Raw genomic sequence first — 24,643 nt, forward strand, 5'->3', positions numbered from 1 at the left:
AAGACGACCATATGGGCCCACCCGACGCGTCGGGCGGCGGCAGCGTTCCCTCAGCCGCCATCGAGCGGCAGAGCCAGCGTGGCCTCCGCGAGCGTCGCGCCTGCGCCGGCGTAGACGTTGACCACGGCGCCGACCCCCTCGCGGGAGAGATGCTCGAGCTGATCCGGATGCTGCGCGACAGCCGACACCCGGCCGTCGAAGCCCGCAGCGCGAAGCTGCGCGAGCGCGAACATGTTCGAGTTGTGGATCGGCATGGCGAGCACCACTGTACGTACGAACCCGCCGGCGACCATGCGCGTCCAGAACTCGTGATCGGTCGCGTCTCCTTCGACGACGTCGAACCCGTCCTCCTCGAGCCGCTGCACCACGAGGTGGTCGTTGTCGACGCCGAGCGGACGCAGACCGCCGGCTTCGGCGAGATGCGTGTAGGCGGCTCGCCCGACGCGACCCATCCCGAGCACGACCACATCCGCGTCGCTGGTGTCGATGGGCCGATCCGCGGGGCGCAGTCGACGCACGTCCTGCTCGGGTAGGCGGGCGGTGAGTCGGGTGGTGAGATCGAGACCCTGCGTGTTCGTGATCGACGAGATGATCATGCTCAGCGGCACGGCGACCGCCACGACCGTCATCCACTGCTCCGACACGAGCCCGCCGGCGACGCCCACCGCCGTGACGATGATCGAGAACTCCGAGAAGTTGCTCAGCACGAGGCTCATCCGGATCGTCGTGCGATTGCGCAGGCCGAACAGTCTGCCCAAGACCACGAAGCCGACGAACGTGAGCGGAAGCAGCACCGCGCACAGGATGAGGGCGATGAGCACATCCAGCCAGGTCGGACTCGAACTCATGCCGATCAGGAGGAAGAAGCCGACGAGGAAGAGCTCCTTCACCCCGAACAGCGACTTGGACAGCTCGATGGCGCGGCGGTGCGGTGACAGCAGCAGTCCCACGATCAGGGCTCCGAGGTCGCCCTCGAGGCCGACGGCGCTGAACGCGAGGTATCCGGGCCCGAGGGCCGCAGCGGCGCCGAAGAGCACGAGCAGCTCGCCATGGCCGATGCGATCGAGAACCCGGCGCAGCAGCCACGATGCCGGCACGAGCAGCACGAGCACGAGTGCCCACGGACTCGGCGGTGTCTCGGAGGTCGCCGTGACGAAAGCCACGGCGACGAGGTCCTGGATCACCAGCACGGCGATCGCCGTCTGCCCGTAGAAGGATCCGTCGTCGGAGCGCTCCTCGAGAACCTTGACGCACAGCACGGTGGAGGAGAACGACAGCGCGAAGCCGATCACCGCCGCCTCTCGCCACCCGCCGCCGTCGAGCGAGCCGAGCGTCAGTGTCGCCAGAAGCCCCACTGTGCCCATCCCGATCGCCGAGAGCACGACCAGGTGGATCGCGGCGGTGCCGTAGGTCTCCGGGCGCAGCAGCGAGCGCAGGTCGAACTTGAGTCCGATGGTGAACAGCAGCAGCATCACGCCGATGTCGGCGAGCACCTCCAGGCCGGTGAACGGCTGCACGCCGAGCGCACCGAGCAGGAAGCCGGCCGCGAGGAAGCCGACCAGGGGCGGAATGCGCAGCAGGTGTGCCACTGTGCCGAGCACCGCCGCGGTGAGGAGGGTCAGGACGATCTGCTCCATGCTCACTCCTTGGCCGGTGCGCTGATCCCGAGAGTAGCGGTCAGATGCCGAGCACAGCCCTCGCGATCAGGAAGTAGATGATCAGGCCCGTCGCGTCGACGAACGTCGTGATGAATGGGTTCGAGAAGACCGCCGGGTCGACCTTGATGGCCCGAGCGGCGAGCGGCATGATCCCGCCGATCGACGCGGCCACCGTGCACACGGCGACGAGGGTCAGACCCACCACCAGGCCGATGTGCCACTCGTACACCAGCCCGGCGATCGCGAATCCGAGCGTGCCCAGCAGCAGCCCCAGGCACAGCCCCACCCTGATCTCGCGGGAGAGCACCTTGCGCACATCTCGAGGCACGATCTCGCCCAGGGCCAGCGAGCGGGTCACCGTGGTCGCCGCCTGATTGCCGGTGTTGCCGCCGGTGCCGATCAGGAGGGGCACGAACAGCGCCAGCACCGTCATCTGCGAGAGCGTCGCCTCGAACGCGTCGAGCACCTGCACGGTCAGTGTCGCGCCGACGGCGAGCACCAGCAGCCAGACCACCCGCGAGCGCACCAGACGGCGGATCGGCGTCGACAGATACGACCGGCGCAGCGGCTCGACACCGCCCTGGCGTGCGGCATCCTCGCTCTCCTCCTGCTTCAGGATGCGCGCCGCGTCGTCGATCGTGAGGATGCCGACGAGCCGTTGCTCGCCGTCCACCACGGGCAGGGCAAGCAGTCCGTAGTCGGTGGTGCGGCGTGCGACGACCTCCGCATCCTCCGTCACCTCGGCGACGTGCGGATCGCTCATGACGTCGACGATCAGGGCCTCCTCGTCTGCCGACATCAGATCCCGCAGGCTCACGATCCCGACCACCCGTCGCGCGTCGGTCACCGGCAGCGTGTAGACGGTCTCGGCGCTGTCCAGCGCCGCCCGGATGCGCGCGAACGTCTCGCGCACGGTGAGCTGCGGGTGCGTGGTGACGAACTCCGGGCTCATGCGCCGGCCGACCGAGTGGTGCGGATAGCCGAGCATCCCCGCGGTCAGGTCGCGCTCCTGCCTGGTGAGGCCGCGCAGCAGCTGCGGAGCGACGGACGCCGGCAGCTCGTCGAGCAGCCAGACCCGGTCGTCGGGGTCGATCTCGGCGAACAGCGAGGTCACCTCGGCGCGGCGCAGGGCGCCGACCAGGTCGCCCCGGGTGCCGGGGGAGAGCGCTTCGAACACGTCGAGTGCCCGCGCCTTCGCGAGCAGTCGGTAGACGATGGCCGCGTCCTCGATGCTGAGTCGATCGACGAGCTCGACGACCTCGGGAACGGACAGCGGCGTCAGCCGGGCGGATGCGCCGGCGAGATCCTGCTCCGAGATGAGACGGCGGATGTCGTCGGCGGCCTCGGAGACGGACTGGAGCTGGAAGGGGGTCATGGCGAGCCTTGGGAGAAGGCACCGCACTGAGCGCGTCGCGGAGAACGCGGGGCGTGCGTCGCAGCAGACGCCGCCGCTCAGCCGAGCGGTGCGGAAGCGGAGGGGGTGACGTGTCTGCGACTATGACTGTCACTCGACATGGTGAACCACCTCGCTTACCGGTGCTCGGGAGACGTACCCACCGATCGTACCCGGTGCCCGGCACGATGTAACCTGTCAACAGTCGACAAGGGGGGCACTGTGCCGGACACCGTCAATCGAGGTGAATCGCTGGGTACGCAGATCGCCAACCTGCTGCGGCAGCGCATCGTGCGTGGTGTGCTCGCGCCCGGGGAGCGGATCACCGAAGAGGCGCTCGCCGAGGAGTTCGCGGTGAGCCGCGGACCCGTGCGCGATGCGCTCACGCAGCTCAGCTTCGAGAAGCTCGTGCGCATCCAGCGTCCCCGCGGCGTGTTCGTCGTCGGACTGAGTCGCGACGACGTCGATCAGCTGTACAGCCTGCGTGGCGCGCTCGAGCAGCTCGCGCTGTCGAGGGCGATCCGCGTCGAGGACGAGGCGCGGTGGCGGGGGATGGCGGACGCGGTGCACCGGATGGCCGACGCCGCGGATGCCGCGGACCACGCGGCGTTCGTGGAGGCCGATCTCGACTTCCACTCGCAGATCTACGCGCTCGCCGATCATCCCCGGCTGGAGGGGGCCTGGCGGCAGTACCTGCCGACCTTCACGGCCCTGCTCGAGGTGACGATCAATCACGACGACGACCTGCACGATTCCGCCGCCGACCACGTCACGCTGATGGACGTGATGCGCAGCGGCGACGCCGACCGCGCCGCTGACGTGCTGACGGCGCATCTCGACGGTGCGCGGGATCGGATGCTCAGCGAGCTGACCCAGCAGAACGGCTGATCGGCCCGCCTGCTGAACGGTCGGCGATTGATCGGCGTGTGCTGACCGCGCATGATGTTGACTGTTAACAGTCAACGATGCTACTGTCGCCACGTCGACAACACGGTCGACCAGCACCGAGGAGCAAAGATGCCCCGCATCCGCATGTCCCGAGCGGCCGCAGCCATCGCCGCAACCGCGCTCGTCCTGTCCGGCTGCACCAAGGTCGATGAAGGAGGTGCCGAATCGGCCTTCCCCGAGAAGGACATCCGCCTGATCATCCAGGCCAACCCGGGCGGCGGCTCCGATCTGTCCTCGCGCGCCCTGGCGACCGAGCTCGAGAAGATCCTCGACGTCAGCGTCATCCCCGAGAACATGCCCGGCGCCGCCGGAGCCCTGGCCATGGAGTACGTCGGCAATCAGAAGGCCGACGGCTACGTGATCGGCTTCGCGCCCGTCGAGATCGCGATGCTCAACACCACCCAGGGTGCTGCCGTGCTGCCCGAGGAGTACGACCTGCTCGGGCAGATCATGCTGGCGCCCGGTGTCGTCACGGTCGGCGCCGACAGCGGCATCGACTCGCTCGAGGCGCTCGTCGAGAAGGCTCAGGCGGGCGCGGTGACGGTCGCCAACTCGGGTGCCGGCTCGATCTGGGAGGCTGCGACCCTCGGACTCGGCAAGGCCGCCAACGCCGACTTCTCGCCGGTGCCGTATGACGGCGGCGCGACCGCCGTCGGTGCCGCCGCCTCGGGCGAGACCGTCGCTGCGGTCTCCGGCCTCGGCGAAGCGCTTGCGCAGGGTGACGCCGTGAAGATCCTCGCGGTCATGAACGACGAGCGCCACCCCGACGCTGAGGACGTTCCCACCGTCGCCGAGGCGATCGGCGAAGACGTCGAGTTCGGCGGCTGGGGCGGCATCTACACTCCGAAGGGCCTGCCGGACGACGTCAAGAAGACCCTCGAGGACGCGGTCAAGAAGGCCGTCGACTCCGAGGAGTACCAGAAGTTCCAGAAGGACGCCGGCAACCTCGTCGTCTACCGCGACTCGGCGGAGTGGACCTCGTTCGTGAACGACCAGTTCGACCTGTTCAAGGACCTGCTGGGCTGAGCGGCACCCAGGGGCCGGGTCATCGACCCGGTCCCTGCGCCCTCGAGAGGATGCACTGATGTCGAGTACCGACACCCCCGCAGCGGACGCCACCGCAGCGGACGAGTACCAGGGCGCGGCGCCGTCGCGCCGTATCGAGGTGCTGTTCGCCGGGGTCGCCCTGGCCGTCGCCGCCGGCTACCTCGCCCTCGCGCTGCAGACGCCGCTGCGCCGGGCGGCGGCCGCCGGTCAGATCGATGCCCGGTTCTGGCCCACGGTGCTCGGGACGTGCGCCGTCGCCGTCGCCGTCCTCCTGCTCGTCATCGCGCTCACCCGGCCGGCGCCGACCCGCGAGGACGTCGAGCGCATCCAGCCCGGCGGTGTGCGCCGGGTGATCCTCACCCTCGCGATCGTGGGCGCGTTCATCGCCGCATGGTCGCTGAGCGCGGTGGTGCTCTTCGGCTACCGAGTCGAGGTGTTCCCGATCGCGGCCGGCCTGCTCATGGCCGCCCTCATGCTCGCCTACGGCCACCGCCGCCCCGTGAGCCTGATCATCTACTCCGTCACGGTCACGGCGTTCGTCTACGTCGTGTTCGGCATGCTCCTGAGGATCCCGCTGTGAACTTCTTCGTCGAGGGAGTGAGCTCCCTGCTGGACATCTCGATGGTGCTGTACATCGGCGTCGGCCTCGTGCTCGGCTTCATGGTCGGCGCATTCCCCGGCATCACCGCGACGATGGCCGTCGCCCTCGCTGCCGGGTTCACGATGACGCTCGAGCCCGTGCAGGGCCTGGCGGTGCTGCTGACCATCTACGTCGCCGCCAACTTCGGCGACCGGGTGCCGTCCATCCTCATCAACACGCCCGGCACCCCGGCATCCATCGCGACCACGCTCGACGGGTACCCGATGGCCAAGCAGGGCCGGGCGGGTCTGGCCCTCACCATCTCGGCCATCGTCTCGGCGGTCGGCATCCTCGCCTCCCTCGTGCTCTTCTCGGTGGCGGCCGTGCCCGTCGCGAGCTTCGCCCGCGACTACTTCAGATCGCCCGAGCTGTTCGCGCTCGTCGTGTTCGGCATCGCGATCATGATCGGCATCTCCTCGAAGTCGATGCTCAAGGGCATCCTCGCCGGTCTGTTCGGACTCATGCTGGGCACCGTCGGCACCTACGCCGCCACCGCCGACCAGCGCTTCACCTTCGGCGTGCTCGAGCTCGTCGAGGGTGTCAACTTCATCGCCGTGATCATCGGCCTCTTCGGCATCGCGGAGCTGTTCGACCAGCTGCTCACGCACCGCAAGTCGCATGTGCGACCGATCTCGAGCCTCGGCCGCTGGTGGCCCAACCGGTCGGAGCTCGCGCAGTCCGGCCGGGCGACCGCGGTCGGCGGCGCCGTGGGGCTCGGCGTCGGGCTCATCCCGGCCGCCGGTGGCGACATCGCGGGCCTCATCGGATGGGAGCGGGCGCGCAAGGCCTCGAAGCATCCCGAGATGTTCGGCAAGGGCTCGATCGAGGGCGTCGCGGCATCCGACACCGCCTCCAGCGCGACGCTCGGCGGATCGCTCACGACCACGATGGCGCTCGGCATCCCGGGCGACTCCGTGATGGCCGTGATGATCGGCTCGATGATCATCTGGGGCATCACGCCCGGCCCGACACTGTTCACCAACCGTCCCGACCTCGTCGTCTCGATCGTCGGCATCATGCTGATCGCCACGCTGCTCTCGCTCGCGCTCAGCCTCGTGCGCATGCGGGGCATGGTCAAGCTGCTGGATGTGCCGCAGCCGTACCTGTGGAGCGGCATCCTGCTGTTCTGCGTCATCGGCACGTACGCCACCTCGAACAGCCTGTCGACCGTCGTCACCATGCTCGTGTTCGGCGTCGTGGGAGTGCTGCTCAAGCGCATGCAGGTGCCCGCGGGGCCGGTGGTGCTCGGCCTGCTGCTCGGTCCGCTCGCCGAGGAGAACCTCGCCCGCACGCTCGCGATCCTGCCCACCAAGCCGTTCTTCGAGGTGGTGAGCCCCATCGCGATCGCCCTGCTCGCGCTGGCCGTGCTGTCGATCGTCATGCCGGCGATCAGGGCGGCCCGCAAGCCCCGCACGCAGCGCGCCGCATTCGCGGACTCGGTGCTCGACACCGAGAGCGTGCAGCAGATCAGTCACGCTCGCGAGGAGCTCTCGGCCGATCCGGGGCTGCTGACCTCGACCGTGCGAAGCATCACCAAGAAGAAGAACTCCAAGGAGAAGAAGTGACCCGCTACGACATCCTCACCGCGATCCCCACCGCGTTCCACCGCGACGGATCGCTCGACCTCGAGGGGTCGCGGGCCATCTTCCGTTACGTGGCGGGGTCGGGCAACGAGGGCGCCTTCGTGCTCGGCACGACGGGGGAGTTCCCGGCGGTCGACGTCGAGGAGTTCACCGCTCTGGTCGACGCCGCGCTGGCCGAGCTCGCGGGGCGGATGCGGGTGGTCGTGCACGTCGGCCGACCGAGCGCGTTCGAGGCCGTGCGGCTGGTGGGCATCGCCCGCTCCCGCGGCGCGACCGAGTTCGCCGCCCTGACGCCGTACTACCTGCGCGCGTCGGACGACGCCGTCGTGGAGTACTTCCGTCAGGTGTCGGATGCCGTCGGCGACGGCCGCCTGTATGTCTATATCTACCCTGCGCGCAGCGGCAACCCCGTCTCTCCGGACCTGCTGGTGCGCCTGGCGCAGCTGCCCAACGTCGTCGGGGCCAAGGTCAGTGAGCTCTCGCTCGACGAGCTGGCCGCCTACCGCGCCGTGGTGCCGGACGGATTCGAGCTCTACACCGGCGCCGACCGCGATCTCATCGCCGCCGTCGAGGCCGGCGCGCAGGGGGTCGTGTCAGGGGTGTCGTCGGTGACGCCCAAGCCGTTCCGCGCGCTCGCCGACGCCGGCCGCGCGGGGGACCCCGCAGCCATCACCGCGGCGCAGGCCGCTGTCGACGAGGTCGTCTCCTGGATCGGCGGCGACATGGCGCGCATGAAAGAGGGCTACCGGGTGCTCGGGGTCGCCGATGCGCATTGCCGGATGGCGCTGGACGAGCCGGACGCCGCGGCCAGGGCCGCGGTCGCCCGAGTCGTGGGCGCGCACGCCTGACGCAGACTGCAATCGGTTTCAGCCACGCGGTAGGGTGTGCGTATCCAGCCGTAGGGGGAGACGTGGCCACGATCTACGACGTCGCGCGGCTCGCCGGCGTCTCGCCGGCGACCGTCTCGCGCGTCTTCAACGGCACGAGCGTGTCGCCGCAGAAGACGGAGGCCGTGCGCCGAGCCGCCGCCGAGCTGAGGTTCACGCCGAACCGGGCCGCCCGCACGCTGCGTCGGCAGAGCTCCGAGGTCATCGCCCTGATCATCCCCGACATCGAGAACCCGTACTTCACCGAGATGGCGCGCGGCGTGGAGGACGTGGCCAGCACGGCCGGGTACTCGGTCGTGCTGTGCAACTCCGACTCCCAGACCGAGAAGGAGTCGACCTACCTGCGCATCGCGATGGCCGAGAACATGTCGGGAGTGATCCTCGCCGCGGCGTCGGATGACCCTGACATCGACGAGGTGCTCGCGACCGGACGTCCCGTCGTGGCGGTCGATCGCCGCACCGGGCGCGAGATCGACGGGGTGATGATGGCGAACCGCGAGGCGGGCCGGATCGCCGCCGCTCACATGCTGCAGCTGCACGACCGGGTCGCCTACATCGGCGGACCCGAGAACATCGAGACCGCCGCCGAGCGTGCACAGGGGTGGCGCCAGGCGCACCGCGACGCGGGGCGGGCGGCGCCGGACGAGCTGCTGCGGTTCTCGACGTTCCGCGTCGACGGCGGGCGCGCGGCGATGGAGGAGCTGCTTCGGCTGCCCGAGCCGCCGGATGCCGTGGTCGCCGGCAACAACCTCATCGGCGTCGGTGCGATCCAGGTGCTCACCGAGCACGGGCTGACCCCGCCGCGCCTGGGCGTCGCGGTGATCGGGTCGCTGCCCTTCACGACGCTCTCGCCCTCGGTGGTGAGCGTCGTGCGCCTGCCCGCCAGGGAGATGGGCGTCACGGCCGCGCGGATGCTGCTCGCGCGGATCGACGGTGACCGCCAGCAGGCGCGCACGGTGGTGCTGGGCGGCGAGCTGCTGTCGGCTGAGCCCGCCCCCTGAGCGCCGGACCGCCCCGCGAACCGCGGACCGCCCCCGTGAACGGCGGCAGACGACTCGTGATCTGTTGGATGAAATCGATTTCGCATAGACTGAGCGACGAACCCAGCGATCGAGGAGGATGCCATGCGCGGCACGCTTGGAGTCGACGTGGGAACGTCGAGCACCAAGGGCGTCCTCGTCGCCGAGGACGGCACGATCCTCGCGTCGACGACGCGGGCGCACACGGTGGACCGGCCCCGCCCTGGGTGGGTGGAGATGGACGCCGGCATCTGGTGGGACGAGTTCCTTAGCATCGCGCAGGAGCTGATCGCCACCGTGCCGGATACCGAGATCGTCGCCGTCGGCGTCAGCGGCATGGGTCCGTGCGTGCTGCTGACCGACGCCGACGACCTGCCGGTGCGCCCCGCGATCCTGTACGGCGTCGACACCCGCTCCACCGCACAGATCGCCCGGATGACAGCCGAGCTCGGCGTCGACGAGATCACCCGTGTCGGAGGCTCGGTGCTCACCTCGCAGGCCGCCGGCGCGAAGATCGCGTGGGTCGCCGAGGAGGAGCCCGAGGCCTGGGCGCGCGCGACGCGCCTGTTCATGCCGGCGTCGTGGCTGGCCCACCGGCTGACCGGCGCGTACGTGCTCGATCACCAGTCCGCCAGCCAGACCTCGCCGCTGTACGACATCGAGAACGAGCGCTGGCACGCGCCGTGGTGGCAGCGCTACGCCGAGCGCCTCGAGCCGCCCCGCCTCACCTGGGCCGGTGACATCGCCGGCGAGGTCACCGCCGAAGCTGCCGCGGCCACGGGCATCCCGCCCGGAACGCCCGTCATCACCGGCACCATCGACGCCTGGACGGAGGCGGTCAGCGTCGGCGCGCACGAGAGCGGCGACCTCATGCTCATGTACGGCACGACGATGTTCCTCATCGCCACCGGTGCGCAGACGCTGCGCACGCCCTCGATGTGGACCACGGCCGGAGCCTTCGCCGGCACCCGCAACCTCGCCGGCGGGCTGTCGACCTCGGGCGCGCTCACGGCCTGGCTCAAGGACCTCACGGATGCCGACTACCCGCAGCTCCTCGCCGAGGCCGAGGCATCGGGACCCGGCGCCCGCGGCCTGCTGATGCTGCCGTACTTCGCCGGTGAGCGCACACCGATCCAGGACCCCGACGCGCGCGGGGTGATCGCCGGGCTCACCCTGGAGCACACCCGGGGCGACCTCTACCGCGCGGCACTCGAGGCCACCGCCCTCGGCGTGCGCCACAACGTCGAGACGATGCGCGCCGCCGGGGCGGACATCCGCCGCATCGTCGCCGTCGGAGGCGGCACTCAGGGCCGGCTCTGGCTGCAGATCGTCTCGGACGTCACCGGTCTCGTGCAGGAGGTGCCGGCCACCACCATCGGCGCCAGCTACGGCGCGGCCTTCCTCGCCGCCGACGCGGTGGGCGCTCCCGGCGCCCAGCCGGCGATCGGCGACTGGAACCCGATCGCCGAGCGGATCACCCCGGATCCCGTGCTGCGCGATCTCTACGACGCCCTCTTCGACCGCTACGTGCGCCTCTACGAGGGCTCGAAGCAGGTCGTCCACGAACTCGCCGCCGTGCACCGCGGCGCCTGACCCCATCCACGCATCGGAGAACATCATGAGCTACACCCTCCCCGCCCCCGTCGAGCGTCCCCGGTCCGCGCCGAAGACCGCGTACCTGATCACCTCAGGCGACCTGCGCGAGTCCGCCAACGTCGGCGGCTGGCCCACCCAGGTCGCCCTCGAGGAGGGGGTGACCCGCGTGTTCGACGGCCTGGGCTGGACGGTCATCCGCGCCTTCGACGTCGACCCGGCCACCGGTCACGGCTTCATCTCCAGCCAGCGCATGGGCTTGGAGGTGTTCAAGGGCATCCCCGTCGACGCCCCGCTGATCGTCGCGATCGCCAACTGGCAGTACTCCCACCACGTTCTCGCAGGGCTCCGCACCCACCAGGGGCCGATCCTCACCGTCGCCAACTTCGCCGGTGACTGGCCTGGCCTGGTGGGACTGCTCGGTCTCAACGCCGGCCTGACGAAGATGGGCAAGCCGTACGCGACCACGTGGTCGGTCGACTTCACCGACGACTGGTTCACCGCGGGCATCCGGGAGTGGACCGAGACCGGCGCGATCACGCACGACGCGTCGCACGTGCGTCCGCTGCCGGCACTGCCCGAGAGCCCCGAGAGGCAGCTCGGCGAGGCGCTCGCCGCGCAGCTGCTCGCCGACAAGGCCATCATCGGCGTGTTCGACGAGGGCTGCATGGGCATGTACAACGCGATCTTCGACGACGAGCTGCTCAACGCCACCGGCATCTACAAGGAGCGTCTGTCGCAGTCGGCCCTGTACGCCGAGATGCTGCAGGTGAAGGACGCCGAGGCCGACGCGGCGTTCGACTGGCTCGTCGAGCACGGCATGACCTTCCACTTCGGTCAGGACGCCGCCACCGAGCTCACCCGCGAGCAGGTGCAGTGGCAGCTCAAGATGTACATCGCCGCACTGCGGATCGCCGACGACTTCGGGCTCGACGCCGTCGGCATCCAGTACCAGCAGGGGCTGAAGGACCTGGTTCCGGCCTCCGACCTCGCCGAGGGCATCCTGAACTCCACCGAGCGTCCTCCCGTCACCAGCCGCGACGGCTCGCGCGTGCTGCACGAGGGGCGTGCGTTCCCGCACTTCAACGAGGCCGACGAGGGGGTCGCGGTCGACGCGCTGATCACCGACCGGGTGTGGCGCGCGATGGGTCTGGTGCCCGACAACACCCTGCACGACGTGCGCTGGGGCGACGATTACGACGGCGACTTCGTGTGGGCGTACGAGATCTCGGGCTCGGTGCCCGCATCGCACCTCGGCGGCTGGGACCAGGCCGAGGGATGGCGTCAGGGTCACGTGTTCTTCCCCGCCGGCGGGGCGACGATCAACGGCGTCTCGAAGCCCGGCGAGGTGGTGCTCAGCCGGGTGTTCATCGCCGACGGCATCCTGCAGGCCGACATCTTCCGCGCCTCGGTCATCGAGCTGCCGGATGCCGAGACGCAACGCCGCAAGGATGCGACGAACCCCGAGTGGCCGATCGCGCACGTCGTGCTGCACGGGCAGAGCCGCGACCAGTTCATGGCCAGGCACAAGGCCAACCACGCGCAGCTCGTCTACGCACCCGACGCCGAGACGGCGGACAAGGCGCTGATCGCGAAGGCCGCGATGCTCGACGGCATCGGCATCAAGGTCAACCTCGTCGGCGACGTTCGCATCTGACCCTCGGCCCGGGCAGGCGGTGCCCTCCACAGGGGGCGTCGCCGGCTGCCTCCGAGGAGAGTCGCGGACTCATGCGGGCGGCAGACGAAGCACGTCGGCGTCGCCGCCGGTGATGTCGCCCGCGATCCGGATGCTGCGGGCGAGGTCGTCCAGCGCGGTCTCGAGAGTGCCGAAGCGCTCGCGGTCGCTGCACACCGCCGTCAGGGTGACGAGGTGGGAGCCGGTGTCCCACGTGTACGTCGCCGACGCGGGCGCGCCGGGCTTCGCCGGAAACGGCATCAGCAGCTTCTCGCCCTGGCCGAGCGCGGTGCGGAAGTCCTCGGTGTCGTCGTACTCCATGGGCATCATGGCGCGCGCGGTGCGCAGCTGCGGGGTGAGTTGCTGCACGGTCGCCATCGCGACCACCAGCTCGGGCTCGGCCTTCCATGTCCACGCGAGCACGCGGCCATCGGCCTTGCGCATGGCGAAGGGGATCGCCTGGCTCGCCAGCCAGCTGCCGAGACGGGCGCCGGGCAGCGTCTCGCGCCCCAGTCCCGTGCCCGCCTGCGCCATCAGCATCCGGATGGCGGCCTTGCGATGCCGGCGGCCGCGGAATCCCAGCGAGCCGGTGACGGGGATCCACAGGGCGCGGTCGGCGGAGGAGATCAGGCGCATGACCCCACGCTACGCGGCCCGCCTCCCCGGATGGCACAGTGCCCTCGGGTAGAGTGACGGGCGCCCAGAGCTAGAGATAGGCAGCAGACTTCCCGTGACCTCCGGACGCCCCCTGAAGATCCTCATCGGCTGCGACACGTTCGCGCCCGACATCAACGGAGCCGCGCGCTTCGCCGAGCGCCTCGCCGCCGGCCTCGTGCAGCGCGGCCACGACGTGCACGTCGTCGCGCCGAACACCGCGTACCGTCGCTCGCCCGCGCACACCGAGGTGATCGAGGGCGAGCCCATGACGATGCACCGCCTGCCGGCCCTGCGCTGGCTGCCGCACGACTGGGTGCGCTTCGTCTGGCCGTGGCGCTCGAAGCACTGGGCGCGCACGGTGCTCGACGAGGTGCAGCCCGACATCGTGCACATCCAGTCGCACATCATCATCGGACGCGGACTCACCCGCATCGCCCACCAGCGGGGCATCCCCGTCGTCGCGACGAATCATGTGATGGCCGAGAACATCCTCGATCACACCACGTTCCCGAAGTTCATCGACGACGTCGTGCTGAAGTTCGCGTGGGCCGACGCCAAGCGCACCTTCGAGATGACGCGCGCGGTGACCACGCCCACGCGCCGGGCGGCCGACTTCCTCGAGCGCACGATCGACATCCGGGGCGTCGTGCCGATCAGCTGCGGGATCGACCGACGCAACTACGACCCCGTGATCGCCCCGCGGGAGCGCAACCGCATCCTGTTCGTCGGACGCCTCACGGGCGAGAAGCAGGTCGACGTCGTGCTGCGCGCGGTCGCGGCCCTCGATCCGGCCCTCGACGTGCACTTCGACATCGCCGGCGGCGGTGATCAGCGCAAGGCTCTGGAGGCCCTCACCGTCCAGCTGGGCATCGAGGATCGGGTGACCTTCCACGGCCGGGTGACCGACGAGCAGCTGCGCGAGCTGTACTCGCGCTCATCGGTGTTCGCGATCGCGTCGATCGCCGAGCTGCAGTCGATCGTGACGATGGAGGCCATGGCATCCGCCCTGCCGATCGTCGGAGCGAACGCCGTCGCGCTGCCGCACCTCGTGCACGACGGCGAGAACGGCCACCTCTTCGAGCCGGGCGACGTCGACGACCTCGCCGCCAAGCTGACGCAGGTGCTGACCGCGTCGCCGGCGGAGTACGAGCGGATGCAGCGCGCCTCGCTCGACGGCGTGGCCGTGCACGACATCAATCGCACGCTCGACACCTTCGAGGCGCTCTACCGCGACGAGCCGCTGCCCGCCTGAGCTCGGCGCCGGATGCCCGGGCAGGGTCAGCGTGTCGGAACGGTGCGGTCGTTCTCGGCGACGCGCGCCCAGTCGGTCGGAGTCGCACGGAATCCGTCGCGGCGGAGCTCGGCGATGGTGGCCGCCGCACCCCAGAGGGCCAGCGCGCCGATGATGATGACGATGAACATGGCAGTAACGCTACGATCGGTTCAGAACTGCCACTAGTGGCAGACAGGTCATCATGCGTAGGATTGCCGCCAAGCATCCACCGCATGAGAAGAGCCCCGATGAAGACCGTCGCCTGCGTTATCGACAACGGCTTCGCGCCGTTCGAGTTCGGCGTCGCGTGCGAGGCCTTCGGCCTCGATCGCGCGGACGACGGCGTGCCGAACTTCGACTTCCGCGTCGTCGCCCCCGAGCCGGGGCTGGTGCGCTCGAAGATCGGATTCGCGGTCGAGGTCGAGCACGACCTCAGCTTCGCCCACGAGGCCGACCTCGTGATCTTCTGCCCCATGCCGCGCAGTCAGTGGACGAATGTGGATCCGAGGCTGATCGATCTGGCGAGGTCGGCCGTCGAACGGGATGCCTGGGTGATGAGCGTCTGCAGCGGCTCTTTCGCGCTCGCCGCCGCCGGCGTGCTCGACGGACGCCGTGCGACGACCCACTGGATGTACGCGCACACCCTGGCCGAGATGTATCCGCTCATCGACGTCGATCCCGACGTGCTCTTCGTGCAGGACGGCCGCATCATCAGCAGCGCCGGGACCGCCGCGGGCATCGACGCGTGCCTGCACCTGCTGCGCATCGAGCTCGGCGCCGAGATGGCCGGGCGCATCGCGCGCCGCATGGTCGTGCCGCCGCAGCGCGACGGCGGTCAGGCTCAGTACATCGACCGCCCGCTGCCGGTCGATGTGGGCGGGTCGCTGGCATCCGTGGCCGACTGGGCGGTGCAGAACCTGCACGACGATCTCTCGGTCGACCAGCTGGCCGACCACGCGCACATGTCGGCGCGCACCTTCGCGCGGCGGTTCAAGGCCGAGTTCGGGGCGACGCCCGCCGCGTGGCTGACCCGCCAGCGGGTGATCAGCGCGCAGCGAATGCTCGAGCGCACCGACTTCGGGCTCGACCGCATCGCAGAAGAGAGCGGGTTCGGCTCGGCGGCCATCCTGCGACAGAACTTCGCCCGGGTTCTCGGCACGACGCCGACCGCCTACCGGGCGCGCTTCTCGTGCCGGGACGAGCTGATGCCCGCCTGAGACGGAGAAGAGGTTCCCGCCGGACGGCGGGAACCTCTTCTGTCGACCTCAGCTCGAGCGCTCAGGCGTTGGTCATGCCACGGCGCAGCAGACGACCGCGGGCGTTCTCGAAGTCGATGACCTCGCCGTGCAGCCACGTCCTGCGCACGACACCCGCGAGCGCCTTGCCCTGGTACGGGGTGAGCGGGTTCTTGTGGTGCAGCTTCTTGACGTCGACCACGTAGGCGTCGTCGGCGGCGAAGATCGAGAAGTCGGCGTCGTATCCAGGGGCGATGCGTCCCTTGCCGGTGAGGCCGGCGAACTGCGCGGGGCGCTCGCTCATCCAGCCGACGACGGTCTCGAGCGACAGTCCGCGCTGGCGCGCCTCGGTCCAGATCAGCGACAGGCCGAGCTGCAGTGATGCGACGCCGCCCCATGCAACCGCGAAGTCGCCGTTCTCGAGGTCCTTGAGGTCGAGCGTCGAGGGGGAGTGATCCGACACGATGAAGTCGATCGTGCCGTCTTCGAGTCCCTGCCACAGCTGCTCGCGGTTGCCGGCCTCGCGGATCGGCGGGCAGCACTTGAAGGCGGTCGCGCCGTGCGGGATCTCCTCGGCCGTCAGCGTCAGGTAGTGCGGGCAGGTCTCGACGGTGAGCTTGAGCCCGTCGCGCTTGGCGCTGCGCAGCATGGGCAGCGCGTCAGACGAAGACAGGTGCAGGATGTGCGCCCGCCCGCCCGTCCAGCGCGCGCGCTCGATGACCTCGGCGATGGCGAGGTTCTCGGCACCACGGGGACGCGAGGCCAGGAACTTGCCGTAGTCGTCGCCCTCGGGCTGGGGTGCACGGTCGATGGCACGGGAGTCCTCGGCGTGCACGATCATCACCGAGTCGAAGGTGGCGAGCTCGCGCATGTCCGTCTCGAGCTCATCGGGGTCGAGCGGGGGGAACTCGTCGACACCCGAGTGCAGCAGGAAGCTCTTGAAGCCGAACACGCCGGCGTCGTGCAGCGGGCGCAGGTCGGCCGTGTTGCCCGGGATCGCCCCGCCCCAGAAGCCCACGTCGACGTGGGTCTGGCCGCGAGCGGCCTCGCGCTTGGTCTCGAGCGCGTCGACGCTGACGGTCGGCGGGATGCTGTTCAGCGGCATGTCGATGATGGTCGTCACGCCGCCGGCGGCGGCCGCGCGAGTGGCGGAGGCGAAGCCCTCCCACTCGGTGCGGCCGGGCTCGTTGACGTGCACGTGTGTGTCGACCAGGCCGGGGATCAGGGTCTCGTCGTCGGCGAGCTCGATGACCTCGTCACCGGCGAGATTGTTGCCGAGCGGCTGCATGGCGACGATGACGCCGCCGCGCACGCCCACCTCGCGCGGGCGGATGCCCGCGGTCGTCAGCACTCGCGCACCGCGGATGACGAGGTCGTAGTGCTCGCCGGTCGGATCGAGCGAGACGGATTCCCCGTCGTGCTCTTCGGTCTCGTGCGACATGTCGCGCGTCCCTTCTGCCGGCGCTCCGCCGGGCTTGTGTTCTGTGGGGGTGATGGGTGCGGGGTGGCCTCAGCCTACGAGACCGGGGAAACCCGTGATCCGCTTCGCGCGCGGAGGGGCGTAGGTACGCACCTTGGAGGTCTTCAGGCCGAGATTGACCAGGCCCTCGGCGACGACGACCGCCGCCTGCACGCCGTCGACGACGGGTACGCCGCACAGCTCGACGATGCGGTCCTTCAGCTCGGCCATGCCGCCGCAGCCCAGCACGATGACCTCGGCGCGGTCGACCTCGACGGCGAGCTTCGCCTCGGCGGCGATGGCCTCGACCGCGCGGTCGGGGTCGCTCTCGAGCTCGAGCACTCCGAGCCCCGAGGAGCGCACCGACGCGCAGCGATCGTGCAGGCCCGCGAGGATCAGGCGGTCCTCGATCAGCGGAACCGCACGATCGAGGGTCGTGACGACCGAGTAGGTGCGGCCCAGGTACATCGCAGTGGAGGCGGCCGCCTCGGTGATGTCGACGACGGGCACGTCGAGCAGCTCCTGAAGCCCTTCGCGCCCGTGCTCGCCGTAGCCCGCCTGGATGACGGCGTCGTACTCGCCCTCGTAGCGCACGACCTTGTCCATCACTCCTACGGCGGCGAGGTAGCTGTCGAAGTTGCCCTCGCACGAGTCGGCCCCGAAGTCCGGCGTGAGGCCGATGATCTCGGTGCCGGCCGAGGCGGCGGCTCGGGCCGCCTCGGCGATGCCGTCGGTCATCGTCTGGGTGGTGTTGACGTTCGCAACCAGGATGCGCATGGGTGTTCTCCGTTCGCTGTCGATCAGTGCGTGGGGGTGACGGCGATGTCGGTGCCCTCGACATCGGCGAAGGGGCCGCGGCGGTCGGCGAGGATGCCGTACGCGATGGCGCCGAGACCGGCGGCGAGGAACCACGAGAACTGGCTCACGACCTGGAAGGCGGGCACGAAGGTCAGCAGCAGGGCGATGGTACCCGAGATGGCGAGGGCGATCACGGCTCGCGGGTTGAAGCCGCGGGCGTAGTAGTACTCGCCGGTCACGTGCTCGGAGTAGAGCTCGGGCACGTTGATGCGCTGCTTCTTGATGAGCCAGTAGTCGACCATGATGATGCCGAACAGCGGGCCCAGCAGAGCGCCGAGACCGTTCAGGAAGATGCCGATCACGACGGGCGAGTTGTACATGTTCCACGGCAGGATCACGAGGCCGATGACCGCCGAGAGCAGCGCCGCCTTGCGGAAGTTCAGGTGCCGCGGGAACAGGTTGGTGAGCGCGTACGTCGGGGCGACGAAGTTCGCCATCAGGTTCACGGCGATCGTGAGCACGATCAGCGCGAGCGAGGCGAGCACGAGCAGCAGGGTGTTCGGGATCGCGGCGACGACGTCGGCGGGGGAGGCGATCGCGACGCCGTTGATCGTGAACGAGCCGCCCGCGAGCACCACGACGACGGTGCCGAAGAAGAGCATGTTGATCGGGATGCCCCAGAAGTTGCCCTTCACGATCGACTTCTTGGACCTGGCGCCGCGGGTGAAGTCGCAGAAGTTGAGCACGAACGTGCCGTAGATGGCGACCCAGGCCGATGCGCCGCCGAGCATGTGCAGCCAGAGGTCGGCTCCCTGCAGGGGTGAGTCGTTCGTCCACGAGATCTGGAAGTCGGCCTGGACGAGGACCCAGACGGCGAGTGCGACGAAGGTCGCGAGGATGACGGGGCCGGCGAAGGCCTCGTACTTGCGGATCATCTCCATGCCGTAGCTGACGATGATCGACTGCAGCACCCAGAGCACGAGGAACGTCAGCCAGCCGAGGCCCGACAGTCCGAGGAACGAGCCCTGCTGCCACGCGGCTGCGCCCGGGAGGAGAGCGATGATCACGACCTGCAGCACCTGGGAGGCGAGATACGTCTGGATGCCGAACCAGGCGATGGCGACGCCGCCTCGCAGGAGTGCGGGGATCTGCGCGCCGTAGATGCCGAAGGAGATGCGGCTCATGACGGGGAACGGAACACCCGTCTTCTCGCCCATGAATCCCGACAGGGTGAGGAGCAGGAAGAGGAAGAGGGCGCCGAACGCCAGCGACCCCAGAATCGCGCCGCCGCTCATGCCGAGCGAGAAGAGCCCGATCGCCCAGACGTAGTTGCCGAGGCTGTGCACGTCGTTCGCCCACAGTGCGAAGATGCTGTAGGCGCTCCAGTGCCGCCCTTCACGGGTGGTCGGCGCGAGGTCGCTGTTGTAGAGACGGGGGCTCAGACCCATCTGAACGGCGAAAGTCCCCGAAGGGGCCTCGTCGAGACCTTCAGAAGCGCGGCTGCGCGGATGCGCGTACTCTTCGGTTGCCATTGCGGGACTCCAATATCCGGACTACGCCGTCGGGAATGAGTGGAGCATGTGATTCTGCCCCGGTATTTCGTATTGCGAAAGTATTCTTTCGTAGTACGTTATTCGAACACAGCGCGGCTCGCCTGTCAAGTGGACTCCGGGGCTGTGGCGCGGGGTGACCCCTCGCGTTAGACTTTTCGTATAGCAGAACTTGATTTTCGTTGATCGGAACTGGCATGAACGCTTCACTCACCTCTACTACGCGACGCGAGATCGCCCCCGAACTCGCGCGTTCGTGGCTGCTCGTGGCTGCCACGCGTCCCGAGACCTTCGACGCCGCGGCGGCCTCGCACGCCGACGCCGTCGTGCTGGACATCGAGGATGCCGTTGACGCCAGCAAGAAGGAGTCGGCCCGCGCCGATGTGGTGCGATGGCTGAGCGAGGGCGGTCGTGCCTGGGTGCGCATCAACGACGCCGGCAGCGACTACTGGGCCGACGACATCGAGGAGCTGCGCACGGCGCCGGGTCTGCAGGGCGTGATGCTCGCCAAGACCGAGCTCGGGGGTCAGGTCATGGACACCTACAACCGTCTCGGCGCCCGTGTCCCGATCGTGGCGCTGGTCGAGTCGGCCATCGGAATCGAGAACGCCAGTGAGATCGCCCGGGCCAAGGGCGTGTTCCGCCTCGCCTTCGGAAGCGGTGACTTCCGCCGCGACACGGGCATGTCGGCCGATCGCGAGGCCATGGCCTATCCGCGTGCCCGCCTGGTCATCTCGAGCCGGGTCGGCGGCCTGCCCGGTCCGATCGACGGTCCCACGGTCGGATCGAGCCATCCCATCCTGCGCGAGCAGTCGGCCACCACCGTCTCGATGGGCATGACCGGGAAGCTCTGCCTCTCGGCCGACCAGGCCCCCGTCGTCAACGAGGTCATCAGCCCCACCCGCACCGACGTCGAGTGGGCACACGAGTTCCTCGCCGACTTCGACGCCCGCGGGCGGATCGTGCGAGACGGCAGCGATCTGCCCCGCCTCGGCCGGGCCCGCAAGATCATGCAGCTCGCCGAGGCCTTCGACGTGCTCCCCGTCGCGCGCTGACAGCGCCGCGACCCAGCATCCATCCCCGAACAGAACGGAGTCATCATGACCGACAAGCTCACCGCCGGCAGCACGGCGCCCGATTTCGCCCTCGCCGACGCCGAGGGCCGCACCACCTCGCTCGCCGACTACCGGGGCCGCAACGTGGTGGTCTACTTCTACCCGAAGGCGGCCACCCCCGGCTGCACCACCGAGGCCTGCGACTTCCGCGACAGCCTCTCGGCTCTCGACGCCGCCGGCTACGCGGTCATCGGCGTCTCGCCGGACTCGGTCGAGGAGATCCGATCGTTCGCCGAAGCCGAGCACCTCACCTTCCCGCTGCTCGCCGACAGGGACGCCGCGGTCGCCAAGGCGTGGGGCGTGTGGGGCGAGAAGACGGTCGGCGACCGCACGTTCGAGGGCGTGATCCGCTCGACCTTCGTCCTCGACGGCGAGGGCGTCGTGCAGCGGGCAGAATATGGTGTGGATGCAGAGGGTCACGTGGCCCGTCTGCGCGCAGAACTCGGAGTCTGACTCCACAATGTGAAAAGGGTCGCCGGGGATGTTGACAAACGACTCCGGCGGCCCGCACAATACTTACACATGCTGAAATAACAGTTCCGGCATACGGAAGTAACCTTCTCGTGAAGACTCCGTCAGGGGTTTCCGTATAGCCTTCGCGCCGGATGCCAGCATCTGCTTGAGGATCGAAGATGTTGCTCGAGAACTTCAATGTGGCCGCTCGCGAAGAAGCCGTCGCCGTCGTGAAGCCGGCGCTCGACATCGCTCGCTGGATCGATGGGATCGTCGACGGCCGGCCGTACCAGAGCATCGACGAGGTCGCGGCCGCAGCCGCCACCGTCGCAGCCCCGCTCACCGAGGCCGAGATCGACGGCGCCCTGGCGCACCACCCTCGTATCGGCGAGCGCCCCCAGGGCGAGACCGCCGAGGCAGCGCTCTCACGCAAGGAGCAGCCGGGCGTCGACGCCGACACCGCAGCGCGGCTCGCCGAGGGCAACAAGGCCTATGAGCAGCGGTTCGACCGCGTGTACCTGGTGCGCGCCGCCGGACGCTCGGCGGAAGAGATCCTCGCCCGGCTGCAGGAGCGGCTGGGCAACACCCCCGAACAGGAGCTCGTCGTGGTCGACCAGCAGCTGCGCGAGATCGCGGCGCTGCGCCTGGCCGGAGCCCTCGAGAGCTGAAGGAGCGCGACATGAGCGTTTCCCACGTGACCACCCACATCCTGGACACCTCGGTCGGGCGCCCCGCGCCCGACGTCGCGGTCGCGCTCGAAGCCCGTCAGGGCGACGAGTGGGTCGCGATCGGCTCAGGATCCACAGATGCTGACGGGCGGGTGAAAGAACTGGGCCCCGAGCGGCTGGAGAGCGGTGCGTACCGACTCCGGTTCGACACGGCGGCCTACTTCGCCGGCATCGACACGGACACCTTCTTCCCGGAGGTGGTGTTGACCTTCCAGGTCGACGCTGAGCAGGCGCACTATCACGTGCCGCTGCTGCTGAGCCCGTTCGCCTATTCCACTTACCGAGGAAGCTGAGTAGAAATCATGACCAACATCATTCTGGGCAAGAACCAGTACGGCAAGGCCGAGGTCCGAGTCGTCCGGGTCACGCGCGACACCGCCCGTCACGAGATCGAGGACCTCAACGTCACGTCGCAGCTGCGCGGCGACCTCGACAGCGCCCACTTCGAGGGCAACAACGAGCACGTCGTCCCGACCGACACGCAGAAGAACACGGTGTACGCCTTCGCCAAGGACGGCGTCGGCAGCCCCGAGGAGTTCCTGCTCCGCCTCGGCCGCCACTTCACGGGCGAGTTCGACTGGATCACCGGCGGTCGCTGGGAGGCCGAGCAGTACACCTGGCAGCGCATCCAGGGCGACGCCGGCGAGCACGACCACTCGTTCGTCCGCGGCGGCACCGAGACCCGCACCTCGGTGGTGCAGATCGACGGCGACGACACGGTGGTCATCGCCGGCCTGCAGGACCTCAAGGTCCTGAAGTCGACGCAGAGCGGCTTCGTCGGGTACCCGAAGGACAAGTACACGACCCTGGCCGAGACCGAGGACCGCATCCTCGCCACCTCCGTCACCGCCAAGTGGCGCTACAACCGCACCGACATCGACTTCAACGAGGTCTTCGCGGACGTGCGCCGCCTGCTGCTCGCCGGGTTCTCGCGCAACTACTCGTACGCCCTGCAGCACACGCTGAAGGAGATGGCCGAGGCCGTCCTCGAAGCGCACCCCGAGATCGACGAGATCCGCTTCTCGACCCCGAACAGCCACCACTTCGTGGTCGACCTGTCGCCGTTCGGCCTGGAGAACCCCAACGAGGTGTTCTACGCCGCCGACCGCCCGTACGGCCTGATCGAGGCGTCGTTCCTCCGCGAGGGCGCCGACACCGACCACTGGTCGTGGGACGGCATCGCCGGTTTCTGCTGATCCGCGCCGGATACCGTTCGGCCGGCTGCTGACCCCGTCAGCCCCTGCCGCCGAACGGCATCCCCGCAGCGGTGACCGTCAGCGCCGAGATGTTCGCCTCGGGCGGCAGCTGCGCCATGAAAAGCACAGCCCGCGCGGCGTCGGCGACGTCGAAGGTCGGCTCGACCAGGCGCGAGCCGTCGGGCTGCAGGGCGCCGGATCCCACCCCGATCTCCGACATGATCTGCGTCGCCGCGTTGCCGATGTCGATCTGGCCGCAGCTGATGCCGTGCGGGCGCCCGTCCAGGTCGATGGATCTCGTCAGGCCGGTGATGGCGTGCTTGCTCACCGCGTACGCGACCGAGAGCGGTCGCGGGACCTGGGCCGAGATCGACCCGTTGTTGATGATGCGGCCGCCCGACGGCCGCTGCGCGATCATCGTGCGCATCGCGGCTCCTGCGCACAGCAGAGCGCCGGTCACGTTCACATCGATCGTCCGCTGCCACTCGACGGGGTCGACGTCGGCGGCGGATGCCACAGGGCCGAAGATCCCCGCATTGTTGAACAGCACATCCACGCGGCCCCACTCGGCCACGACGCGGGCGAACAGCGCGTCCACCTCGGCGGGCACGGTGATGTCGGTGGGCACGACGAGAGCGTTCGGATGCCCGTCGGCGCTCTGCTGCAGGGCATCCGCCCTCCGACCGGCGAGAGCCACCCGGAACCCGGCCTCGAGCATGGCCGCTGCCACGGCGCGGCCGATGCCCGACCCCGCACCGGTGACCACGGCGACGCGTCCGTTCGTCATCAGATCGCTCCCCGATCCGCCGTCAGGATGCCAGCTCGGCGCTGATCGCCTGCGCGGCGATGCGCAGCTTGGGCACGGCGCGCTCGCCGAACGCCTCGTCGACGCGCGAGATCGGACCGGAGACCGACACGGCCGTGGGGGTCGGTGCGTCGGGGACGGCCATCGAGAAGCAGCGCACGCCGATCTCCTGCTCCTGGTCGTCGATCGCGTACCCGCGCTCGCGGATGCGGTCGAGCTCGGCGATGAGCTCGTCGACGTCGCCGATGCTGAACTCCGTCGGGGTCGGCATGCCCGCGCGGGCGACGATGCCGCGCACGGTGTCGTCGGGCAGCTGGGCGAGGATCGCCTTGCCGACACCGGTGTCGTGCATGTGGGCGCGCCGGCCGACCTCCGTGAACATGCGCATCGAGTGCAGCGAGGGCACCTGGGCGACGTACACGATCATGTTGCCGTCGAGCACCGCCATGTTCGCGCTCTCGCCCAGCTCGTCGACGAGGGTCTTCAGCTGCGGGCGCGCCAGGGCGCCGAACTGGCGCGACGCGCCCTCGCCGATGCGGATCAGCCGGGGCCCGAGCGCGTAGCGGCGGTTGGGCAGCTGACGCGCGTACCCCAGCGAGACCAGGGTGCGCAGCAGGCGGTGGATGGTGGGCAGCGGCAGATCGGTCGACGATGCCAGCTCGCTGAGGGTGACGTCGCCGCCGGCGTCGGTGACCAGCTCGAGCAGCTCGAACACCCGCTCGACGGACTGGACTCCGGATCCGCTGCTGCGCGGCGTCTTGCTTTCGGCCATGAGGTCCTCCTAGGTACCCGACGATTCCATCATGCGAGAAGAGCGAGCGAAAATCCTGCGTGATCCCTCATCGTTGATTGCATCGTACTTTCGTAAGATAGATACAAGTATCCACGATGCGAAAGCACGAAGAAGTCCACAAGCAAATGTGAGTCGGCG

24 protein-coding genes are annotated in these 24,643 nt (G+C 69.3%); 15 read left to right on the forward strand and 9 right to left on the reverse strand.

All coding sequences use genetic code 11. The features are described from left to right. Positions 1 to 50 precede the first annotated feature (50 nt). Positions 51 to 1,637, reverse strand: a complete 1,587-nt coding sequence (locus AB0O65_RS09165; RefSeq protein ID WP_363384351.1) for a cation:proton antiporter family protein — start codon at positions 1,635 to 1,637, stop codon at positions 51 to 53. 40 nt (positions 1,638 to 1,677) lie between these two features. After that, a complete protein-coding gene (mgtE, locus tag AB0O65_RS09170) occupies positions 1,678 to 3,033 on the reverse strand; it encodes a magnesium transporter (protein ID WP_071641936.1) in 1,356 nt (451 codons plus the stop codon). A 240-nt stretch (positions 3,034 to 3,273) separates the two neighbouring features. On the opposite strand from mgtE, the gene AB0O65_RS09175 reads away from it, so the two are divergent. From AB0O65_RS09175 to AB0O65_RS09210, 8 genes are all read left to right on the forward strand, one after another. Then, positions 3,274 to 3,939, forward strand: a complete 666-nt coding sequence (locus AB0O65_RS09175) for a GntR family transcriptional regulator (RefSeq protein ID WP_363384354.1) — start codon at positions 3,274 to 3,276, stop codon at positions 3,937 to 3,939. A gap of 129 nt (positions 3,940 to 4,068) precedes the next feature. Continuing rightward, on the forward strand, positions 4,069 to 5,025 hold the full coding sequence (locus AB0O65_RS09180; RefSeq protein ID WP_363384357.1) for a tripartite tricarboxylate transporter substrate binding protein: 957 nt from the start codon (positions 4,069 to 4,071) through the stop codon (positions 5,023 to 5,025). A gap of 58 nt (positions 5,026 to 5,083) precedes the next feature. Beyond that, positions 5,084 to 5,626: a tripartite tricarboxylate transporter TctB family protein gene (locus AB0O65_RS09185; RefSeq protein ID WP_071641941.1), complete on the forward strand. Its 543-nt coding sequence runs from the start codon at positions 5,084 to 5,086 to the stop codon at positions 5,624 to 5,626. Beyond that, on the forward strand, positions 5,623 to 7,251 hold the full coding sequence (locus tag AB0O65_RS09190) for a tripartite tricarboxylate transporter permease (RefSeq protein ID WP_071641943.1): 1,629 nt from the start codon (positions 5,623 to 5,625) through the stop codon (positions 7,249 to 7,251). Before AB0O65_RS09185 ends, AB0O65_RS09190 begins: the two co-directional genes overlap by 4 nt. After that, a complete protein-coding gene (locus AB0O65_RS09195) occupies positions 7,248 to 8,117 on the forward strand; it encodes a dihydrodipicolinate synthase family protein (protein WP_071641945.1) in 870 nt (289 codons plus the stop codon). The genes AB0O65_RS09190 and AB0O65_RS09195 overlap by 4 nt, the downstream gene beginning before the upstream one ends. A 62-nt stretch (positions 8,118 to 8,179) precedes the next feature. Then, the gene (locus AB0O65_RS09200; protein WP_191712489.1) at positions 8,180 to 9,157 is read left to right on the forward strand and encodes a LacI family DNA-binding transcriptional regulator; all 978 of its coding nucleotides are present in this window, start codon (positions 8,180 to 8,182) and stop codon (positions 9,155 to 9,157) included. A gap of 123 nt (positions 9,158 to 9,280) precedes the next feature. Further along, positions 9,281 to 10,768, forward strand: coding sequence for an FGGY family carbohydrate kinase (locus tag AB0O65_RS09205; RefSeq protein ID WP_313480609.1), 1,488 nt, complete (start codon positions 9,281 to 9,283; stop codon positions 10,766 to 10,768). Between the two features lie 25 nt (positions 10,769 to 10,793). Then, the gene (locus tag AB0O65_RS09210) at positions 10,794 to 12,425 is read left to right on the forward strand and encodes a fucose isomerase (RefSeq protein WP_225211055.1); all 1,632 of its coding nucleotides are present in this window, start codon (positions 10,794 to 10,796) and stop codon (positions 12,423 to 12,425) included. A gap of 69 nt (positions 12,426 to 12,494) precedes the next feature. Here AB0O65_RS09210 and AB0O65_RS09215 read toward each other — a convergent pair whose 3' ends face one another. Further along, a complete protein-coding gene (locus AB0O65_RS09215; RefSeq protein ID WP_313480611.1) occupies positions 12,495 to 13,079 on the reverse strand; it encodes a hypothetical protein in 585 nt (194 codons plus the stop codon). Positions 13,080 to 13,173: 94 nt separating this feature from the next. Here AB0O65_RS09215 and AB0O65_RS09220 point away from each other — a divergent pair, with 94 nt between their 5' ends. Then, complete coding sequence (locus AB0O65_RS09220) at positions 13,174 to 14,352, forward strand: glycosyltransferase (RefSeq protein ID WP_256221023.1); 1,179 nt, start codon at positions 13,174 to 13,176, stop codon at positions 14,350 to 14,352. A gap of 26 nt (positions 14,353 to 14,378) precedes the next feature. Here AB0O65_RS09220 and AB0O65_RS09225 read toward each other — a convergent pair whose 3' ends face one another. Continuing rightward, complete coding sequence (locus tag AB0O65_RS09225) at positions 14,379 to 14,522, reverse strand: hypothetical protein (protein WP_177243799.1); 144 nt, start codon at positions 14,520 to 14,522, stop codon at positions 14,379 to 14,381. Between the two features lie 99 nt (positions 14,523 to 14,621). Here AB0O65_RS09225 and AB0O65_RS09230 point away from each other — a divergent pair, with 99 nt between their 5' ends. After that, positions 14,622 to 15,590 (forward strand): helix-turn-helix domain-containing protein, encoded by a 969-nt coding sequence (locus tag AB0O65_RS09230; RefSeq protein ID WP_071641957.1) that lies wholly within the window; start codon positions 14,622 to 14,624, stop codon positions 15,588 to 15,590. Between the two features lie 61 nt (positions 15,591 to 15,651). Here AB0O65_RS09230 and allB read toward each other — a convergent pair whose 3' ends face one another. The 3 genes from allB to AB0O65_RS09245 all read right to left on the reverse strand — a co-directional run bounded on the left by allB (position 15,652) and on the right by AB0O65_RS09245 (position 19,313). Beyond that, positions 15,652 to 17,049, reverse strand: a complete 1,398-nt coding sequence (allB, locus tag AB0O65_RS09235) for an allantoinase AllB (RefSeq protein ID WP_071641959.1) — start codon at positions 17,047 to 17,049, stop codon at positions 15,652 to 15,654. Between the two features lie 69 nt (positions 17,050 to 17,118). Further along, entirely contained in the window at positions 17,119 to 17,844 is a 726-nt protein-coding gene (locus AB0O65_RS09240) for an aspartate/glutamate racemase family protein (protein ID WP_071641964.1), read from the reverse strand. Between the two features lie 23 nt (positions 17,845 to 17,867). Then, positions 17,868 to 19,313: an NCS1 family nucleobase:cation symporter-1 gene (locus AB0O65_RS09245; protein ID WP_239528468.1), complete on the reverse strand. Its 1,446-nt coding sequence runs from the start codon at positions 19,311 to 19,313 to the stop codon at positions 17,868 to 17,870. 299 nt (positions 19,314 to 19,612) lie between these two features. Between AB0O65_RS09245 and AB0O65_RS09250 the strand changes: the two genes are divergently transcribed. The 5 genes from AB0O65_RS09250 to pucL all read left to right on the forward strand — a co-directional run bounded on the left by AB0O65_RS09250 (position 19,613) and on the right by pucL (position 22,907). Then, entirely contained in the window at positions 19,613 to 20,470 is an 858-nt protein-coding gene (locus AB0O65_RS09250; protein ID WP_071641968.1) for an aldolase/citrate lyase family protein, read from the forward strand. Between the two features lie 45 nt (positions 20,471 to 20,515). Then, the gene (bcp, locus tag AB0O65_RS09255; RefSeq protein WP_204974852.1) at positions 20,516 to 20,983 is read left to right on the forward strand and encodes a thioredoxin-dependent thiol peroxidase; all 468 of its coding nucleotides are present in this window, start codon (positions 20,516 to 20,518) and stop codon (positions 20,981 to 20,983) included. Positions 20,984 to 21,162: 179 nt separating this feature from the next. Beyond that, positions 21,163 to 21,651 (forward strand): 2-oxo-4-hydroxy-4-carboxy-5-ureidoimidazoline decarboxylase, encoded by a 489-nt coding sequence (gene uraD, locus AB0O65_RS09260; RefSeq protein WP_313480618.1) that lies wholly within the window; start codon positions 21,163 to 21,165, stop codon positions 21,649 to 21,651. 11 nt (positions 21,652 to 21,662) lie between these two features. Next, positions 21,663 to 22,004, forward strand: coding sequence for a hydroxyisourate hydrolase (gene uraH / locus AB0O65_RS09265; protein WP_204974850.1), 342 nt, complete (start codon positions 21,663 to 21,665; stop codon positions 22,002 to 22,004). Between the two features lie 9 nt (positions 22,005 to 22,013). Then, positions 22,014 to 22,907 (forward strand): factor-independent urate hydroxylase, encoded by an 894-nt coding sequence (gene pucL / locus AB0O65_RS09270; protein WP_313480621.1) that lies wholly within the window; start codon positions 22,014 to 22,016, stop codon positions 22,905 to 22,907. A 37-nt stretch (positions 22,908 to 22,944) separates the two neighbouring features. Here pucL and AB0O65_RS09275 read toward each other — a convergent pair whose 3' ends face one another. Further along, positions 22,945 to 23,694, reverse strand: a complete 750-nt coding sequence (locus tag AB0O65_RS09275; protein WP_313480623.1) for an SDR family oxidoreductase — start codon at positions 23,692 to 23,694, stop codon at positions 22,945 to 22,947. 22 nt (positions 23,695 to 23,716) lie between these two features. Beyond that, complete coding sequence (locus tag AB0O65_RS09280) at positions 23,717 to 24,484, reverse strand: IclR family transcriptional regulator (RefSeq protein WP_071641979.1); 768 nt, start codon at positions 24,482 to 24,484, stop codon at positions 23,717 to 23,719. Positions 24,485 to 24,643 lie beyond the last annotated feature (159 nt).

This window comes from Microbacterium sp. NPDC077391 (assembly GCF_040686955.1).
In the GTDB taxonomy this organism is placed as follows: domain Bacteria; phylum Actinomycetota; class Actinomycetes; order Actinomycetales; family Microbacteriaceae; genus Microbacterium; species Microbacterium commune.

Bases quoted from the DNA above. Each gene is read 5' to 3' on its own strand.
- AB0O65_RS09250 (WP_071641968.1), top strand. From the start codon at position 19,613: ATGAACGCTTCACTCACCTCTACTACGCGACGCGAGATCGCCCCCGAA.
- uraD (WP_313480618.1), top strand. From the start codon at position 21,163: ATGTTGCTCGAGAACTTCAATGTGGCCGCTCGCGAAGAAGCCGTCGCC.
- AB0O65_RS09225 (WP_177243799.1), bottom strand. From the start codon at position 14,522: ATGTTCATCGTCATCATCATCGGCGCGCTGGCCCTCTGGGGTGCGGCG.
- AB0O65_RS09180 (WP_363384357.1), top strand. From the start codon at position 4,069: ATGCCCCGCATCCGCATGTCCCGAGCGGCCGCAGCCATCGCCGCAACC.
- pucL (WP_313480621.1), top strand. From the start codon at position 22,014: ATGACCAACATCATTCTGGGCAAGAACCAGTACGGCAAGGCCGAGGTC.
- AB0O65_RS09165 (WP_363384351.1), bottom strand. From the start codon at position 1,637: ATGGAGCAGATCGTCCTGACCCTCCTCACCGCGGCGGTGCTCGGCACA.
- AB0O65_RS09245 (WP_239528468.1), bottom strand. From the start codon at position 19,313: ATGGGTCTGAGCCCCCGTCTCTACAACAGCGACCTCGCGCCGACCACC.
- allB (WP_071641959.1), bottom strand. From the start codon at position 17,049: ATGTCGCACGAGACCGAAGAGCACGACGGGGAATCCGTCTCGCTCGAT.
- mgtE (WP_071641936.1), bottom strand. From the start codon at position 3,033: ATGACCCCCTTCCAGCTCCAGTCCGTCTCCGAGGCCGCCGACGACATC.
- uraH (WP_204974850.1), top strand. From the start codon at position 21,663: ATGAGCGTTTCCCACGTGACCACCCACATCCTGGACACCTCGGTCGGG.
- bcp (WP_204974852.1), top strand. From the start codon at position 20,516: ATGACCGACAAGCTCACCGCCGGCAGCACGGCGCCCGATTTCGCCCTC.
- AB0O65_RS09205 (WP_313480609.1), top strand. From the start codon at position 9,281: ATGCGCGGCACGCTTGGAGTCGACGTGGGAACGTCGAGCACCAAGGGC.
- AB0O65_RS09215 (WP_313480611.1), bottom strand. From the start codon at position 13,079: ATGCGCCTGATCTCCTCCGCCGACCGCGCCCTGTGGATCCCCGTCACC.
- AB0O65_RS09240 (WP_071641964.1), bottom strand. From the start codon at position 17,844: ATGCGCATCCTGGTTGCGAACGTCAACACCACCCAGACGATGACCGAC.
- AB0O65_RS09275 (WP_313480623.1), bottom strand. From the start codon at position 23,694: ATGACGAACGGACGCGTCGCCGTGGTCACCGGTGCGGGGTCGGGCATC.
- AB0O65_RS09210 (WP_225211055.1), top strand. From the start codon at position 10,794: ATGAGCTACACCCTCCCCGCCCCCGTCGAGCGTCCCCGGTCCGCGCCG.
- AB0O65_RS09230 (WP_071641957.1), top strand. From the start codon at position 14,622: ATGAAGACCGTCGCCTGCGTTATCGACAACGGCTTCGCGCCGTTCGAG.
- AB0O65_RS09185 (WP_071641941.1), top strand. From the start codon at position 5,084: ATGTCGAGTACCGACACCCCCGCAGCGGACGCCACCGCAGCGGACGAG.
- AB0O65_RS09280 (WP_071641979.1), bottom strand. From the start codon at position 24,484: ATGGCCGAAAGCAAGACGCCGCGCAGCAGCGGATCCGGAGTCCAGTCC.